Raw genomic sequence first — 14,440 nt, forward strand, 5'->3', positions numbered from 1 at the left:
GGCACACCCGGCTCGCCGGCCTGCGGGCCGCGGCGATGATCGCGGCAACGGCAGTGACGGCGGGACTGATGTCCGGCCTGGCCACGAGTCCGGCCTCGGCTGACCCGATCATCGATTCCAAGAGCCTGCTCGCCAACCCGGTGTCGGACAACGGCTCCAAGATCGTCAAAGCCGAAGTCAAGGACTCGCGCAGTCTGCGGCTGCACGTGTACTCCGCGTCGATGGACAACAACATCATCGTCGACGTGCAGCGCCCCGCCGACGCCTCGGTCCCGCGCCCCACCCTGTACCTGCTCAATGGTGCCGGTGGCGGCGAGGATTCGGCGTCATGGGTGGCCAAGACCGACGCGCTGACGTTCCTCGGCGACAAGAACGTCAACGTCATCCAGCCCATCGGCGGCGCGTGGAGCTACTACACCGACTGGATCGCCGACGACCCGGTCGTGGGCCGCAACAAGTGGAAGACCTTCTTCACCGAGGAACTGCCCCCGCTGGTCGACGGCGCGCTGGGCACCAACGGTGTGAATGCCATTGCGGGCCTTTCCACTTCGGGCACCACCGTGCTCGCGCTGCCCATCGCCAAGCCCGGCCTGTACAAGGCCGCGGCGGCCTACAGCGGATGCGCGCAGACTTCGGACCCGGTCGGTTCGGAGTTCGTCAAGGTCACCGTCGAGACCTGGGGCGGCGGCAACACCATGAACATGTGGGGTCCGCAGGGATCCGAGGAATGGGTCAAGAACGACCCGTACGTGAATGCCGAGGGTTTGCGGGGCGTCGACCTCTACGTCTCCACCGGCAACGGCCTGCCCGGCCCGTACGACACCCTCGACGGCCCGTACGCGCTGCCCGGCGCCTATGGCCTGGCCAACCAGATCGTCATCGGCGGCGTGATCGAGGCGGGCACCAACTACTGCACCCACAACCTGGCCAACCGGCTCAACGAGCTGGGCATCCCGGCCACCTTCAACTTCCGTCCCAACGGCACCCACTCGTGGGGCTACTGGAAGGACGAGCTGAAGCTGTCGTGGCCGACCCTGGCCCGCGGGCTCGGCCTGTAAGCGCAAGTTCTCCCGAACCGCCCCGGTAGCGAGCACGTCGCTGTCGGGGCGGTTCTTTTATCGACCTGCCCTCGACGTTTGCGAATTGTGGTTAACTTAGGTTGACTTGTCCAACCCGGTTCGCGCAACGGAAAGTGAGTGCATGGTCGCCGATCGCAGTGCCGCCGATCAGGCTCACGAGCCCGCGACCGCACCTGCCCGCGTCGTGCGCCGCAGGCCCAAGGACCGCAAGATGCAGATCATGCGGGCCGCCGCCCGCGCGTTCAGCGCACGCGGCTATTACCCCGTCGGCGTGGACGAGATCGCCGCCGAAGTGGGCATCTCCGGGCCCGCGCTGTACCGCCACTTCGCCAACAAGTACGCACTGCTGGTCGCCGCCGCCGAGGAGGGTGCTCGCGGTTTGCGCGACGTCGCCGCCGCGGCCGACGACCCGTCGCTGGCACCGGAAGCCCGCCTGGACGCGCTGTTCACCGCCGTCGCCGAACGCAATATCGACATCCGCCGCGAGGCCGGGCTGTACCGGTGGGAACGCCGCTACCTCGAGCGTGAGGACCGGGTGCGCATCCGCGCGTTCTACCGCGAACTCGAGGCGATGGTCGGCGAACCGATCGCGGCGCTGCGACCCGAGGCGAGCCCCGAGGACGTCACCCTGCTGGCCGTGGGCGCACTGAGCGCGCTGGCCAGCATCGCCGCGCACCGCACGACCCTCTCGCACGCGCGGATGCTGGCGGTGCAGCGCGAAATGGCCTGGGCGATCGTGCACGCGGAGCTGCCGCCCACGCCCGCTCCCGCCGAACCGGACAAGCCGATGCGCGGCCTGCCGGTCACCTCGAAACGTGAACAGCTGCTCACCGAGGCCATCCGGATGTTCGGCCGCAACGGCTACCACGAATCCGGCATCGAGGAGATCGGCGCCGCCGTGGGCATCAATGCCTCCAGCGTGTACCGCCACTTCGACAGCAAAGCCGACCTGCTCGCGGCCGCCTTCCACCGCACCGCCGACCGCCTCGCCGTCGCGATCGGCGAAGCGCTGGCCGAAAGCGACGATCGCGCCGACGCCGCCCGCCGCATCGCCGACCAGCACGCCCGCCTCACCTTCGCCACCCCCGAACTCATGCCGGTGTACTACGCGGAATTCAGCAACCTCCCACCCGCCGAACAACACCGCCTGCGCGCCATCCAACGCCAGAACATCCTCGAATGGGCCAACCTGCTCGACGGCGACCCGATCGAAGCCCGCTTCCGCGTACACGCGGCCATCGGCCAGATCATCGACGTCGGCCGCCTACTACGCTTCGACTCCCGCCCCGAACAGCTGGCCCGCCTTGCCGCCTTGACCGGCGCGGTCCTGCAAGGAAACGGTTCACCAGAACGCGCCTGATCCACCGCCACTCCTGCCGCTGAGGCCCCTGGCCAACTGGTCCAGCGGCCTCGTCAGCTCCGGCTGATCCACCGCCTCCCGAGGCCGTTCAACCCCGCCCGTGGCGCAATCGGAACAGCGTCTTCGCCGCCCGCAGATGCCCCGGCGCGCGGTCGAACGTCGACAACCGCACCGGCGTGCGATAACGCCTGCGCGCGATCGACATCGTCCGGCTGAACTCGCGCAACCCCTGCTGCCCGTGGCTGTGCCCCTGCCCGTACTCACCCACCCCACCGAACGGCAACGCCGGTATGCCGGTGAACGCCGTCGACGAATTCACCGTCACCACACCGACTTTCAACTGCTCGGCGATGAACTCCGCACTGGGGATGTCGAGGGTGAAGATCGTGACCGCGATGCCGTTACCCGCCGCGTTGACCCGCGTGACCGCGTCGGCCAGGTCGGCGACTCGATTCACCACCAGCACCGGCCCGATCCCCTCACCGGTGATCGCGATGCTGTCCTCGGGCACCTCGGCCAACACGATCGGCTCCACATACGGGTCACGCAACGATTCCAGCCCACCCAGCACCGCGTGCCCGCCCCGAGCCAACGCGTCGCGCACCTGCTTGCGCACCACATCCACCTGCGCGGCATTGATCATCGGCCCGTAGGAGGCCCGATTGTCCGCTCCTGGACGCAGTTTCGCCGCCCGCTCGGCCACCTTGGCCAGGAAATCGTCGAACACCGAATCCGCGACATAACAGCGCTGAATGCCCGACGCGTTCTGCCCCGCGTTGGCCATCGCCCCGAACACCGCCGCCTCGGCCGCGGAGTCCAGGACCGCGTCCACGTGCACGATCATCGAGCCCTTGCCGCTGTACTCCACCACCACCGGCGTCAGCGACTGCGCGCACAGCGCGATCACCTCGCGCCCGTCGGCTTCGGGTCCGGCATAGGCGATCTTGTCGACCTCGGACTTACACAGCGCCGTCGCGGTTCGACGATCGCCGGTAATCGCTTGCAGCACAGGCTGATCGGGCACCACCGCGCTCCAGCTGTCCGCCAGCCAGGTACCCACGCCACTGCTGAGCGCGTGCGGGTTGAACACCACCGCGTTGCCCGCGGCCATGGCGTACGCGATCGAACCCATCGGCGTGAACACCGGGTTGTTCCACGCGCCGAGCACCCCGACCACACCCAGCGGCAGATAGCCCACCGACGCGTGCTGGTTGCGCGTGAACCACCCGGTGGGCAAGCGCTTTCGACCCAGCGTGCGCTGCGCGTTGCGGGCGGCCCAGTCCAGATTCTCCACCGCCAGCATCACTTCCAGGGTGGCATCGGCCTCGGGCTTACCGGTCTCGCTGCGCAGCACCTCCACCAATTCGCTTGCGTGCCGCACGATATGGCGTCGCCAGTCCAACAGCAGGGTCTTGCGTTCACCGAAATCCAGTTCCCCCCACCAGTTCTGGGCAACGCGAGCGGAGCGCACCGCACGGGTGACCTCGGCCGGACTGCGCACGGGATACTGCGCTAATTGTTCGCCGGTGCGTGGATCGAATGCCGTGAGCACATCGGACCGACCTGTGCGCGCCGCGGTGGATGCCGACTCGGACATGGTCATCACCTCCCACAAGATCGAACACCCCCGGGTGAGACGAGTGTTTCCCCGACGTCAGCGTATGGGCGCGCGACCGCCCCGACAAGGTCATCTCACTGCCCTTGCGCTGCCCGGGTGAGCAATCCCACAGGCCCTCGCGAAAACCTCACGCAAACCGGGCGCATCAGCGCAGACCCGGCCCGGAAAATCTCCGGCCCGGTAACATCGCGCCGAACGGTATGGATCACTTACCGAGAAGCATGTATTCCGCGTGCGCTCGTCTCGTCAGAGCCGTGCGCATCCGGCCGATGGTGGAGAGTTGATGCCGAGTTCGATCTCAGTGGATAAGCCCGCAGGTGACGTCGCGTCGCGCGACACCGAACCCGCGGTGTCGGTGTCGGACGTGCGCAAGTCGTTCGGTGACGTGCACGCCCTGCAGGGCATCAGTTTCCAGGCCGAAAAGGCCAGTGTGCTGGGTATCCTCGGCCCCAACGGCGCGGGAAAGACCACCATGGTCAAAATCCTGTCCACGCTGCTGCGCCCCGACTCCGGCACCGCCGTGGTCGCCGGACACGACGTGCTCACCGACGGCGCGGGCGTGCGCCGCTCGATCATGATGACCGGCCAGTACGCCGCCCTCGACGAGAACCTGACCGGCCGGGAGAACCTCGAGCTGTTCGGACGCCTGATGGGCCTGAAGAAGTCGGCCGCCCGCAAGCGCGCCGAGGTGCTGTTGGAAGAGTTCGACCTGGTCAACGCCGGTAAGCGCGCGGTGCGCAACTACTCCGGCGGTATGCGCCGTCGCGTGGACATCGCCTGCGGGCTGGTCGTTCGCCCCGAGGTCGTGTTCCTCGACGAGCCGACCACCGGCCTCGACCCGCGCAGCCGTCAGGGCGTGTGGGACCTGGTCACCGCGCTGAAGAACCAGGGCATCACGGTGCTGCTCACCACGCAGTACCTCGAAGAAGCCGACGTGCTCAGCGACAACATCATCGTCATCGACAAGGGCACCGTCATCGCCGAGGGCACCGCCGACGAGCTCAAAGCCAGGACCGGCGGCAGCTTCTGCGAGATCGTCCCGCTGGACCCCAGCCGCGTCCCGCAGACCGTCAAAGCACTGGGCGACCTGGTCCCGGCCGCCGTCGCCGCCGAGACCGACGGCGCCGACAAGGTCTCCATCCCCGCACCCGACGGCGCCGCCACCCTCGCCGAAGCGCTGCGCAGGCTCGACAACGCCGGCATCGACCTGGCCGACATCGCCCTGCGCAGGCCCTCGCTCGACGACGTCTTCCTGTCGATCACCGGCCATTCGGGCGGCAACTAGTGAGCGTGTCCACCCCGTCGGCGAACGCGCTGTTCGCCGGTCTCCCCGCTGTGCACACGAGCAGTTTCGCGCAGTGGCGCGCGCTGACCGGGCGCATCGTGCGCACGATGGCCACCAAGGGTGAGCTGATCGTCGCGGTGCTCACCCCGCTGGTGGTGACCGTGGCCTTCTACCTGCCGTTGCGGTACGTGATGAAGGTCCAGGGCATCGACTACGCCCAGTACGTGATGCCGATCGTGGTGTTGCAGACCATGGCGATGACGATGATGTCGAACGCGCAGCTCGCGGCGTTCGAAGCGCTCACCGGCTTGAGTACCCGACTGCAGACCATGCCGATCGGTTCGCTGGTGCCGCTGATGTCACGCATCTGCGCGGGCATGGTGCGATCGATCGTGTCGCTGATCGCCACGGTCGGCTACGGCTACATGATCGGGTTCCGGTTCACCGGCGGTTGGGCGCAGGCGCTCGGATTCTGCGGGTTCGCCCTGCTCGTCGGCGTGGTCCTCACGCTCGGCGCCGACGCGCTCGGCAGCCTCACCAAGAACCCCGAGGCGCTGAGCCAGGCGCTGACCCTGCCGATTCTGATCTTCGGCATGATGTCGACCGGGTTCGTGCCCGAATCCAGCTTCCCCTCGTGGGTGCGGCCGTTCGCGCGCAACCAGCCCATCTCCCAGTTCTCCCAAACCCTCAGCGACCTGGCCGCGGGCCACCTGAGCTGGGCCGGTGCCTGGGTGTCGCTGGTGTGGATCGGCGGGCTGGCCATCTTCTTCCTCCCACTGGCTGTGTGGGCGAGTGTGAGGCGATCATGACAACAATCCAGACGTCGACGGTCGAGGAGGCCGCGGCCGACCTGCCGGTGGTGCACGCCAAGCCGGAAGGGTCGGTGTCGGTGTGGTTCACCCACAGCCTGATCCAGTGCAAACGCCTGCTGATGGTGTGGTTGCGCGACCCGTCGACCACCATCCAGACCATCGCCTACCCGGCCGTGACCCTGCTGATGTTCCGGATCGTGCTCGGTGACTCGATCACCGCCGCCACCGGAGCGCCCAGCATCTACGGCCAGGCCGCACTGCTGACCCTGGTCGCGGCCATGACCGGCGCGGTGGTCAGTGCGCTGGGATTCAAACGCGAGAAGGCATCGGGGCTGCTCAGCCGGTTCTACACGATGCCGCTGAACAAGGCGTCGCTGCTCACCGGCCGCCTGCTGGCCGAGATGCTGCGCATCCTGCTCACCACGGTGATCGTGCTGCTGGTCGCGGTGCCGCTGGGGTTCCTGTTCATGGAGGACCCGTTCGCCAATATCGCGCTGGTCTTCGTGCCGGTGCTGTTCGGCATCGGGTTCGCGGTGATGGTGACCGCCCTGGCCACGATCACCGAGGGCGTGGTGCTGATCAGCCTCATCGGCATCTTCAACACCCTGCTGATGTTCTTCAACACCGGCTTCGTTCCGGTGTTCGCCTACCCGACCTGGCTGCAGGACGTGGTCGAGAACCAGCCGATGAGCTGCGCGATCGACGCGATGCGGGGGCTGTCGTACGGCGGGCCGGTCGCCGAGCCGCTGCTCAAGACCGTCGCGTGGACGGTCGGGATGGTCGCGGTCTTCGCGTATCCCGCGATCGTGGGGTACAAGAAGGCGGCGGAGTCCTCGTAAGAGGCGAGTCCTGACAAGACTGGCGTAATCGACCAATCTGGCCCTGCGAAGGTCGATTTTCCGATCGGACCGTCGCCGATTGGTCGATTACGCCGGTTCCTCGTCGAGTTCGAGGGCTCGATCGAAGGGGTAGTCCAGCCAGCGGTCGCGGTTGGTCCAACCCACCAGGTCGTACCGCCAGCGGAACGGCCAGGTGTGCGCGACGGTGTTGAACAGGGCGATGCCCAGTGCCGTGTAGTCGTCGTGGGCCGACAGCAGTGCGCGCTGGCGGCGGTCGGACTCGGTGAAGAACGCGTCGAACATCGCGATCGACTGGTCGGTGGTCAGTCGGCCCAGACCCCACAGGCCGCGCATGCGCATCCAATACACGGCCCGCGCTTTCAACGGCCAGAGCGCGTCGATCGGGTTCTCGCCCCGCTGCACCGCGGCGACAGCGGTGTCGGCCAGCGCGAGCGAATCGGCGACGCTGTAGCCGGTGCACGGGTGCATCATGCCGCCGCGCGAGCCGAACGGGACCGCGATCGCGGTGCCCTTCTTCGGGGGCGGCTGGTCAAGGGGATAGTGGGCGGCCTCGTGCGGTTCGTCGCCGGTGAGCCGGATGCCATGGGTCGCGAGCCTGTTCAGCGTGCGCTTGCGTAACTCGTGCTGTGGCATCCCGCCGCGCAGGCCGAGGCTGGTTTCCTCGAAGATCACCGTGCCGTCGCCCAGCGGGACCGCGTACAGGAACGACGGCGGTTCGTCGGGACCCGCACCGTTCTCCGGACGCCAATCCAACAGCAGCCCTTCACCTTCCGCGACCATCGGCGCCGCGGTCTCGGCATCGACGAAGATCCCGTGCGCCGAGGCGGCCCTGCGTTTGCCCAAGGTAGGCAGGCCACGGGTGTCGAAGACGGTGCCGGCGCGAATCACTGTCCCGTCCGCGAGCTCGACTTCGTGCGCGTCCACTCGGCGGGCCCGGTCAGCGAAAACCGTCGCGTCATCCAGGGCCAGTGCCGCGTGCAACCCCGCCTTGGACAGCACGCAGTAGGGCCGCTCGATCCGGTGCTGCGCCTTGGTCCACACCGTCGGCGTCTCGATCCGCTGCGCGATGGCACTGTCGGGCAGCCACGCGGGCAGTTCGTCCACCCAACACGAGAACGTCGGCGGAAACAGTCGCTGCGGCCGCGGATCCACCGCCGCCACCCGCAACCCCGCGGCCGCCGCCCGATGCGCCAATCCCCGCCCGGACGGTCCGAGCCCGACCACACACACATCGAATTCCCGCGCAACGCTCACGCCCGCATTCAATCCGCTCCCCACACCGCGACGCAAGCACCTGGGGACGTGGTGTGCGACTCCCACCGAACGCGGACGAGTACCACGGCGCCGGGAGCCGAAATTCCGACGGACTGATGGCGGCTAGTCCTCCAGAGCCAAGGCCTGGCGCATGGTCAGGCGCCCCTGGGTTTGCATGAGCGAACGGCGGTAGATCTTCTCGGCCACGACCACGATCCCGTAGGTGGCCACGGCCATCAGCGCCAGCGCGATGAACGGTTCCCACCAGGCCGCGGTGCCGTCGGCCAGCCGGCCCGGCATGGCCACGATGGACATGATCGGCACGTAGGACGCGATCACCCGGGCGGTGCCGGTGAGGAAGATGCCCGCGAACAGCACGATCATGATCAGCATCGACAGGGGAGTGGCGGTGGACTGGAGATCTTCGCTGCGCGTGGCCAACGAGCCCGCGACCGCCCACAGGCTCGCCAGCGCGAGGAACCCGACCACGAAGAACACGATGAACCAGCCCGCGGCCCCGGCGATCTGACCCAGCTGCGCACCCTTGCCGGTCACCGCCAACCCGGCCAACCCGGCCCCGACGAACAGCGCCAGCTGGATGAACGCCAGCACCGCGTTGCCCGCGACCTTGCCGATCAGCAACTGCCGCAACGGCATCGCGCTGGCCAGGATCTCCACGATCCGGTTCTGCTTCTCCTCGACCACGCTCTGCGCGATGGACATGCCGAACAGCACCGACGCCAGATAGAACAGGAACGCGAAGACGAACGCCACGATCTTGGCCAGGCCGGGGTCGACCGCGCCCTTCTCGAGCAGCTCGTAGGACACCGTCGCGCCGCGGCTCAACTCCTCGAGCGAGACGCCCGCCGCGGCGGCATTGCGTTGCAAGGCCAGCTGTTGGACGGCGGCGGTGATGTAGGTGGTGGCGCTGTCGTCCTCAGCGGTCTTGCCGATCAGCTGCCACCCGTCGGGTTCGGCGGGGACGAGGCCGACCTCGACGGTGTCCTCGCGCACCAGCCGCTCGACCTGCGCCCGGTCAGCCACCGGGTGCGCGGTGAACGACGTGTCGTTGCCTGCCGCCAAGCTGTTGGCCGCATCGATCACGATCGAGGTGTCCGCACCGGCGATCGCCACGTCGACCTTGTCGGGCCTGCTGCTGAGAAACCCGCTGATCGCCAGCGACGCGATGATCGCCACGATCGTCACCACAGTCGAGATGACGAAGTTGCGATCGCGCAGCTTCACCACGATCTCCCGCGCCGCGACGATCCGCCACACGCCGCTCATGCCGCATCTCCTCGGCACGGTCGGGCGCCTTCGGTGGTCATGCGAGCCTCGAGGCGTTGAACTCTCACGCCGTCACCTCCCGGTAGATCTCCGCGACCGTCGGCCGCGCTTCGACGAACTCCCGCACCGACCCCCGCGACAGCGCCTCCCGCAGAATCCCGTCGGTGTCCGCGCCGTCGACCTCGAACAACACCCCCGGCCCGCCATTCGCGACCACCCGAACCCCCGGATACTCGTGTAACCACCCCGGATCCCCGTCGAACACCAGCCGATACCGCGACCCACCACTGGACCGCAGCTGGTCGACCGAACCCTGCCCGACGACCTTGCCCGCCGCGAGCACGACCAGCTGGTCGCACAACCGCTCCACCAGATCCAGCTGATGCGAGGAGAACAGCACCGGCACGCCCTGGTCGGCGTACTCGCGTAACAGCTCCACCATCGAATCCACGGCAATCGGGTCCAGACCGGAGAACGGTTCGTCCAGGATCAGCGCCGACGGTTGCGCGATCACCGCGGCCGCGATCTGCACGCGCTGCTGATTGCCCAGCGACAACGACTCGAGCTTGTCCTTGCCCCGCGCACCCAGACCGAACCGCTCCAACAGCGACCCGGTGCGCGCCTTCGCCTCGGCAATGCCGAGGCCGCGCAGGCGAGCCAGGTACACGAGCTGGTCGAACACCGGCTGCTTCGGATACAGCCCGCGCTCCTCGGGCATGTACCCGAACGACCGCCGATCGGTTTCGGTCACCGGCGCACCGTCCCACCGGATCTCACCGGACTGAATGGCCAGCACGCCCATGATCATGCGCATGGTGGTGGTCTTGCCCGCGCCGTTGCCGCCGACGAAGCCGGTCAGCGCACCCGGCCGCACCGCGAACGACACGTCGTCGACCGCGATGTTGTCCCCGAACCGCCGCGTCACGCCGACGACTTCCAACATGGCCACTCCCCGTCCTGTTGCTGCGTTCCCACGACCGTACCGGGACAACGGTTTACGCCGCGGGCGTCAGCGTGGGGAAACCCAGGTGGTGATGTCGGCGTGCACCACCTCGACGCCGTCGCGGTCGTAGATCGACACGGGAACGGTGAGTTCACGGCCCGTGGTGATGGTGGTGAAGTCGGGAATCTCGTCCAGTTTCGCGACCGCGCGCAGGCTGGTGCCCGCCTTGGCCAGGTACTGCACGTTCATCGACTTGGGGATCCAGCGGTGCGTGGTGGGCACGGTGGCCTCGCTGAGCATGCCCATCGCCACCTCAGCCAGGTTGCAGGCCGCGATCGCGTGGAAGGTGCCCAGGTGGTTGTGGATGCCGAACCACTTGGGCGAGGTGACCTCGCAGACGCCGGGTTCCAGGCGCACCACCTGGGGCAGCACCGTGCCGAAGTACGGGACCCTGGCGACCATTCCCAGCGAGAACAGCGCGTGCCCGATCCGGTTGTCGGGCAGCTTCTTCCAGCCGCGGTAGGTCGCGGTCTCTTGTGTCATGGCCGGTATCTTACTCAAAAGTAAGGTAGCAAGGAACCCTCCGCCGACCAGGTGCAGCATGCGGCCAGCTACCATTGGTCGGTACAGCCCATCCGGCGGTGCGGTCGAGGTAGAAGCCCTTCTACGGGCGTGATCGATGCCTCATGACCCCCGATTTGAAACGCGTCGTCGGCATGGTGCATACTGTTCGGGTTGCCTTGTGCAGGATGGTCGCTCTTCGGAGTGGACTTCCCTGAACAGGGGGAGCAGTAGTTTGTATCCCGCCGGTTCGCCGGTGTGGATACGTTCGGAATCACGCACTTCCGGCCGATGGTGAGCGATCACCAGGAGCCGGAGAATAAGAGTTAGGGCGACACGCCCGACCGCGTGGACCGGAGAACCATGACAGATGAACAGCGGCGAGGACTAGGTAGTGCCTTTGTGGTGCCCTGGTTGCGGGTCTTTCAGTGGGAAACCACGCTGAGGCGTCTTTCTTGTGTTCGGGCTGTGCAAATTGAGGGTGGTGCGGGAGCTAGCTCCTGTGACCACGAAGGAAAGCGGAGAAAAGGACACTTAGCGTGGCGGGACAAAAGATCCGCATCAGGCTCAAGGCCTATGACCACGAGGCGATCGACGCGTCAGCGCGCAAGATCGTGGAAACGGTGACCCGTACCGGCGCCCGTGTGGTCGGGCCTGTGCCGTTGCCGACCGAGAAGAACATCTACTGCGTCATCCGTTCGCCGCACAAGTACAAGGATTCGCGCGAACACTTCGAGATGCGCACGCACAAACGCCTCATCGACATCCTCGACCCGACGCCGAAGACGGTTGACGCGCTTATGCGTATCGACCTGCCGGCCAGCGTCGACGTCAACATTCAGTGACGGGGACTCGAGACATGACTGACAACAAGAACCGGCCCAAGGCCGGAATCCTGGGCACCAAGCTTGGTATGACCCAGGTCTTCGACGAGAAGAACCGCGTCGTCCCGGTTACCGTCATCAAGGCGGGCCCGAACGTGGTCACCCAGATTCGTACCGTGGAGCGCGACGGCTATTCGGCCGTTCAGATCGCTTTCGGCGCAATCGACCCGCGCAAGGTGAACAAGCCGGTCTCCGGCCAGTTCGCCAAGGCCGGTGTCACCCCGCGTCGCCACGTCACCGAGATCCGCGTCGAGGATGCCTCCACTTTCGAGATCGGCCAGGAACTCTCGGCTGATGTCTTCGAAGAGGGCACCTACGTCGACGTGACCGGAATCAGCAAGGGCAAGGGCTTCGCCGGCACCATGAAGCGTCACGGCTTCAAGGGCCAGGGCGCCTCCCACGGTGCGCAGGCTGTGCACCGTCGCCCGGGTTCCATCGGTGGCTGTGCCACTCCCGGCCGCGTGTTCAAGGGCATGCGCATGTCGGGCCGTATGGGTAACGACCGCGTCACCACGCAGAACCTCTCGGTTCACAAGGTGGATGCCGAGAACGGTTTGCTCCTGGTCAAGGGTGCTATCCCGGGCCGCAAGGGCAACATCGTGATCGTCAAGAGCGCCGTGAAGGGTGGTGCGCACGCATGACCAGCCTCGATAAGAAGGCCAACCTGACGCTGACCGTTAAGGCCGCAGGCGGCAAGACCGAAGGCACCGTCGACCTCCCCTCGGAGATCTTCGACGTGACCGCCAACGTCGCGCTGATGCACCAGGTCGTCATCGCTCAGCTGGCCGCCGCCCGCCAGGGCACCCACTCCACGAAGACTCGTGGCGAGGTGCGCGGTGGTGGCAAGAAGCCGTACCGCCAGAAGGGCACCGGCCGCGCCCGTCAGGGCTCGACCCGTGCGCCGCAGTTCGTCGGCGGTGGCACCGTCCACGGCCCGCAGCCGCGTGACTACAGCCAGCGGACCCCCAAGAAGATGAAGGCCGCCGCCCTGCGCGGTGCCCTGTCCGACCGGGCCCGCAACGAGCGCATCCACGTGATCACCGAACTGGTCTCGGGTCAGAACCCGTCGACCAAGATTGCCAAGGACTTCCTTGCCGAGCTCTCGGGCCGCAAGAAGTTCCTGGTCGTCGTCGGCCGCGAGGACGTCGCCGCGTGGAAGAGCGTGGCGAACCTGGAGAACGTGCTGCCGATCGCCCCGGATCAGCTCAACACTTACGACGTGCTCAACAGCGACGACGTGGTGTTCAGCGTCGAGGCCCTGAACGCTTTTGTTCACGGTCCCGCCGAGGCGGCCCAGGAGGAGAGCAAGTGACCACCATCGCCGACCCCCGCGACATCCTGCTCGCGCCGGTCATCTCGGAGAAGTCCTATGGGCTGATCGAGGAAGGCACCTACACCTTCCTGGTGCACCCGGACTCGAACAAGACGCAGATCAAGATCGCCGTTGAGAAGGTTTTCGGCGTCAAGGTCACCAGCGTCAATACCGCCAACCGTCAGGGCAAGCGCAAGCGGACCAAATTCGGTTACGGAAAGCGCAAGGACACCAAGCGCGCTCTCGTGACCCTCTCGGCCGATAGCAAGCCCATCGAGATCTTCGGAGGACCGGTCGCGTAAGCGCCTGGGACTCCAGAAAGCGAGAAGAACTCATGGCAATCCGTAAGTACAAGCCGACAACGCCGGGCCGTCGTGGCTCCAGCGTCTCGGACTTCGCCGAGATCACCCGGTCGACGCCGGAGAAGTCGCTGCTGCGCCCGCTCACCAAGTCCGGTGGTCGTAACGCGCACGGTCGCATCACCACGCGTCACCGCGGTGGCGGTCACAAGCGGGCCTACCGCGTCATCGACTTCCGTCGACTGGACAAGGACGGCATTCCGGCCAAGGTCGCTCACATCGAGTACGACCCCAACCGCACCGCCAACATCGCACTGCTGCACTTTGCCGACGGCGAGAAGCGCTACATCATCGCGCCGAAGGGCATCAAGCAGGGCAGCCCGATCGAGTCCGGCCCCACCGCGGACATCAAGCCGGGCAACAACCTGCCGCTGCGCAACATCCCGACCGGTACCACGATCCACAACGTGGAACTGCGTCCGGGCGGCGGCGCCAAGCTGGCTCGTTCCGCCGGTATGAGCATTCAGCTGCTGGGCAAGGAAGGGCCGTACGCGACCCTTCGTATGCCTTCGGGTGAAATCCGTCGCGTCGACGTGCGCTGCCGCGCATCCGTCGGCGAGGTCGGCAACGCCGAGCAGTCGAACATCAACTGGGGCAAGGCCGGCCGTATGCGCTGGAAGGGCCGTCGTCCCACCGTCCGTGGTGTCGTCATGAACCCGGTCGACCACCCGCACGGTGGTGGTGAGGGTAAGACCTCCGGTGGTCGCCACCCGGTCTCCCCGTGGGGTCAGCCTGAGGGCCGCACCCGCAAGCCCAACCGCCCGAGCGACAAGCTCATCGTCCGCCGCCGTAAAACCGGCAAGAAGCGCTAAGGAGGAGGTAAGAA

The 14,440-nt window shown here is 66.9% G+C and carries 15 protein-coding genes; 10 read left to right on the forward strand and 5 right to left on the reverse strand.

Features of this window, described 5'->3' with window-relative positions:
• Positions 1 to 35: 35 nt before the first annotated feature.
• Both ACFWU5_RS05455 and ACFWU5_RS05460 read left to right on the forward strand, forming a co-directional pair.
• The gene (locus ACFWU5_RS05455) at positions 36 to 1,058 is read left to right on the forward strand and encodes an alpha/beta hydrolase (RefSeq protein WP_379241560.1); all 1,023 of its coding nucleotides are present in this window, start codon (positions 36 to 38) and stop codon (positions 1,056 to 1,058) included.
• A 142-nt stretch (positions 1,059 to 1,200) separates the two neighbouring features.
• Positions 1,201 to 2,439: a TetR/AcrR family transcriptional regulator gene (locus ACFWU5_RS05460; RefSeq protein ID WP_379241369.1), complete on the forward strand. Its 1,239-nt coding sequence runs from the start codon at positions 1,201 to 1,203 to the stop codon at positions 2,437 to 2,439.
• An 88-nt stretch (positions 2,440 to 2,527) separates the two neighbouring features.
• Here ACFWU5_RS05460 and ACFWU5_RS05465 read toward each other — a convergent pair whose 3' ends face one another.
• Positions 2,528 to 4,036, reverse strand: a complete 1,509-nt coding sequence (locus tag ACFWU5_RS05465) for an aldehyde dehydrogenase family protein (RefSeq protein WP_379241370.1) — start codon at positions 4,034 to 4,036, stop codon at positions 2,528 to 2,530.
• Positions 4,037 to 4,340: 304 nt separating this feature from the next.
• Between ACFWU5_RS05465 and ACFWU5_RS05470 the strand changes: the two genes are divergently transcribed.
• From ACFWU5_RS05470 to ACFWU5_RS05480, 3 genes are read left to right on the forward strand one after another with little or no spacing between them, the layout of a single operon-like run.
• The gene (locus ACFWU5_RS05470) at positions 4,341 to 5,342 is read left to right on the forward strand and encodes an ATP-binding cassette domain-containing protein (RefSeq protein WP_379241371.1); all 1,002 of its coding nucleotides are present in this window, start codon (positions 4,341 to 4,343) and stop codon (positions 5,340 to 5,342) included.
• Positions 5,342 to 6,151, forward strand: a complete 810-nt coding sequence (locus ACFWU5_RS05475; RefSeq protein ID WP_379241372.1) for an ABC transporter permease — start codon at positions 5,342 to 5,344, stop codon at positions 6,149 to 6,151. The genes ACFWU5_RS05470 and ACFWU5_RS05475 overlap by 1 nt, the downstream gene beginning before the upstream one ends.
• On the forward strand, positions 6,148 to 6,993 hold the full coding sequence (locus ACFWU5_RS05480; protein WP_379241373.1) for an ABC transporter permease: 846 nt from the start codon (positions 6,148 to 6,150) through the stop codon (positions 6,991 to 6,993). Before ACFWU5_RS05475 ends, ACFWU5_RS05480 begins: the two co-directional genes overlap by 4 nt.
• 87 nt (positions 6,994 to 7,080) lie before the next feature.
• On the opposite strand, the gene ACFWU5_RS05485 is transcribed toward ACFWU5_RS05480, so the two are convergent.
• The 4 genes from ACFWU5_RS05485 to ACFWU5_RS05500 form a co-directional block, all read right to left on the reverse strand.
• A complete protein-coding gene (locus ACFWU5_RS05485; RefSeq protein WP_379241374.1) occupies positions 7,081 to 8,268 on the reverse strand; it encodes a lycopene cyclase family protein in 1,188 nt (395 codons plus the stop codon).
• Positions 8,269 to 8,391: 123 nt separating this feature from the next.
• The gene (locus ACFWU5_RS05490) at positions 8,392 to 9,555 is read right to left on the reverse strand and encodes an ABC transporter permease (protein ID WP_379241375.1); all 1,164 of its coding nucleotides are present in this window, start codon (positions 9,553 to 9,555) and stop codon (positions 8,392 to 8,394) included.
• Between the two features lie 64 nt (positions 9,556 to 9,619).
• Positions 9,620 to 10,498 carry an ABC transporter ATP-binding protein gene (locus tag ACFWU5_RS05495; RefSeq protein ID WP_379241377.1) on the reverse strand — a complete coding sequence of 293 codons (879 nt, stop codon included), beginning with the start codon at positions 10,496 to 10,498 and terminating at the stop codon, positions 9,620 to 9,622.
• A gap of 66 nt (positions 10,499 to 10,564) precedes the next feature.
• The gene (locus ACFWU5_RS05500) at positions 10,565 to 11,041 is read right to left on the reverse strand and encodes a hotdog fold domain-containing protein (RefSeq protein WP_379241378.1); all 477 of its coding nucleotides are present in this window, start codon (positions 11,039 to 11,041) and stop codon (positions 10,565 to 10,567) included.
• A 557-nt stretch (positions 11,042 to 11,598) separates the two neighbouring features.
• Here ACFWU5_RS05500 and rpsJ point away from each other — a divergent pair.
• Genes rpsJ through rplB form a run of 5 tightly spaced genes read left to right on the forward strand, consistent with a single transcriptional unit; the run spans position 11,599 to position 14,426 of the window.
• Positions 11,599 to 11,904, forward strand: coding sequence for a 30S ribosomal protein S10 (rpsJ, locus tag ACFWU5_RS05505; RefSeq protein ID WP_040804197.1), 306 nt, complete (start codon positions 11,599 to 11,601; stop codon positions 11,902 to 11,904).
• Between the two features lie 14 nt (positions 11,905 to 11,918).
• Positions 11,919 to 12,584, forward strand: a complete 666-nt coding sequence (gene rplC / locus ACFWU5_RS05510; protein ID WP_379241379.1) for a 50S ribosomal protein L3 — start codon at positions 11,919 to 11,921, stop codon at positions 12,582 to 12,584.
• Entirely contained in the window at positions 12,581 to 13,255 is a 675-nt protein-coding gene (gene rplD / locus ACFWU5_RS05515; RefSeq protein ID WP_379241381.1) for a 50S ribosomal protein L4, read from the forward strand. Before rplC ends, rplD begins: the two co-directional genes overlap by 4 nt.
• Positions 13,252 to 13,557, forward strand: coding sequence for a 50S ribosomal protein L23 (gene rplW / locus ACFWU5_RS05520; RefSeq protein ID WP_378953639.1), 306 nt, complete (start codon positions 13,252 to 13,254; stop codon positions 13,555 to 13,557). The genes rplD and rplW overlap by 4 nt, the downstream gene beginning before the upstream one ends.
• Before the next feature lie 32 nt (positions 13,558 to 13,589).
• Entirely contained in the window at positions 13,590 to 14,426 is an 837-nt protein-coding gene (gene rplB / locus ACFWU5_RS05525; protein WP_378953642.1) for a 50S ribosomal protein L2, read from the forward strand.
• The last annotated feature ends 14 nt before the right edge of the window (positions 14,427 to 14,440 follow it).

Source organism: Nocardia sp. NPDC058640 (assembly GCF_042716995.1).
Lineage (GTDB): Bacteria > Actinomycetota > Actinomycetes > Mycobacteriales > Mycobacteriaceae > Nocardia.

Coding starts and splice junctions, on each gene's coding strand:
- rplD (WP_379241381.1), top strand. CDS start 12,581: ATGACCAGCCTCGATAAGAAGGCCAACCTGACGCTGACCGTTAAGGCC.
- ACFWU5_RS05460 (WP_379241369.1), top strand. CDS start 1,201: ATGGTCGCCGATCGCAGTGCCGCCGATCAGGCTCACGAGCCCGCGACC.
- rplC (WP_379241379.1), top strand. CDS start 11,919: ATGACTGACAACAAGAACCGGCCCAAGGCCGGAATCCTGGGCACCAAG.
- ACFWU5_RS05455 (WP_379241560.1), top strand. CDS start 36: ATGATCGCGGCAACGGCAGTGACGGCGGGACTGATGTCCGGCCTGGCC.
- ACFWU5_RS05470 (WP_379241371.1), top strand. CDS start 4,341: ATGCCGAGTTCGATCTCAGTGGATAAGCCCGCAGGTGACGTCGCGTCG.
- ACFWU5_RS05490 (WP_379241375.1), bottom strand. CDS start 9,555: ATGAGCGGCGTGTGGCGGATCGTCGCGGCGCGGGAGATCGTGGTGAAG.
- rplB (WP_378953642.1), top strand. CDS start 13,590: ATGGCAATCCGTAAGTACAAGCCGACAACGCCGGGCCGTCGTGGCTCC.
- ACFWU5_RS05495 (WP_379241377.1), bottom strand. CDS start 10,498: ATGTTGGAAGTCGTCGGCGTGACGCGGCGGTTCGGGGACAACATCGCG.
- ACFWU5_RS05465 (WP_379241370.1), bottom strand. CDS start 4,036: ATGTCCGAGTCGGCATCCACCGCGGCGCGCACAGGTCGGTCCGATGTG.
- ACFWU5_RS05480 (WP_379241373.1), top strand. CDS start 6,148: ATGACAACAATCCAGACGTCGACGGTCGAGGAGGCCGCGGCCGACCTG.
- ACFWU5_RS05500 (WP_379241378.1), bottom strand. CDS start 11,041: ATGACACAAGAGACCGCGACCTACCGCGGCTGGAAGAAGCTGCCCGAC.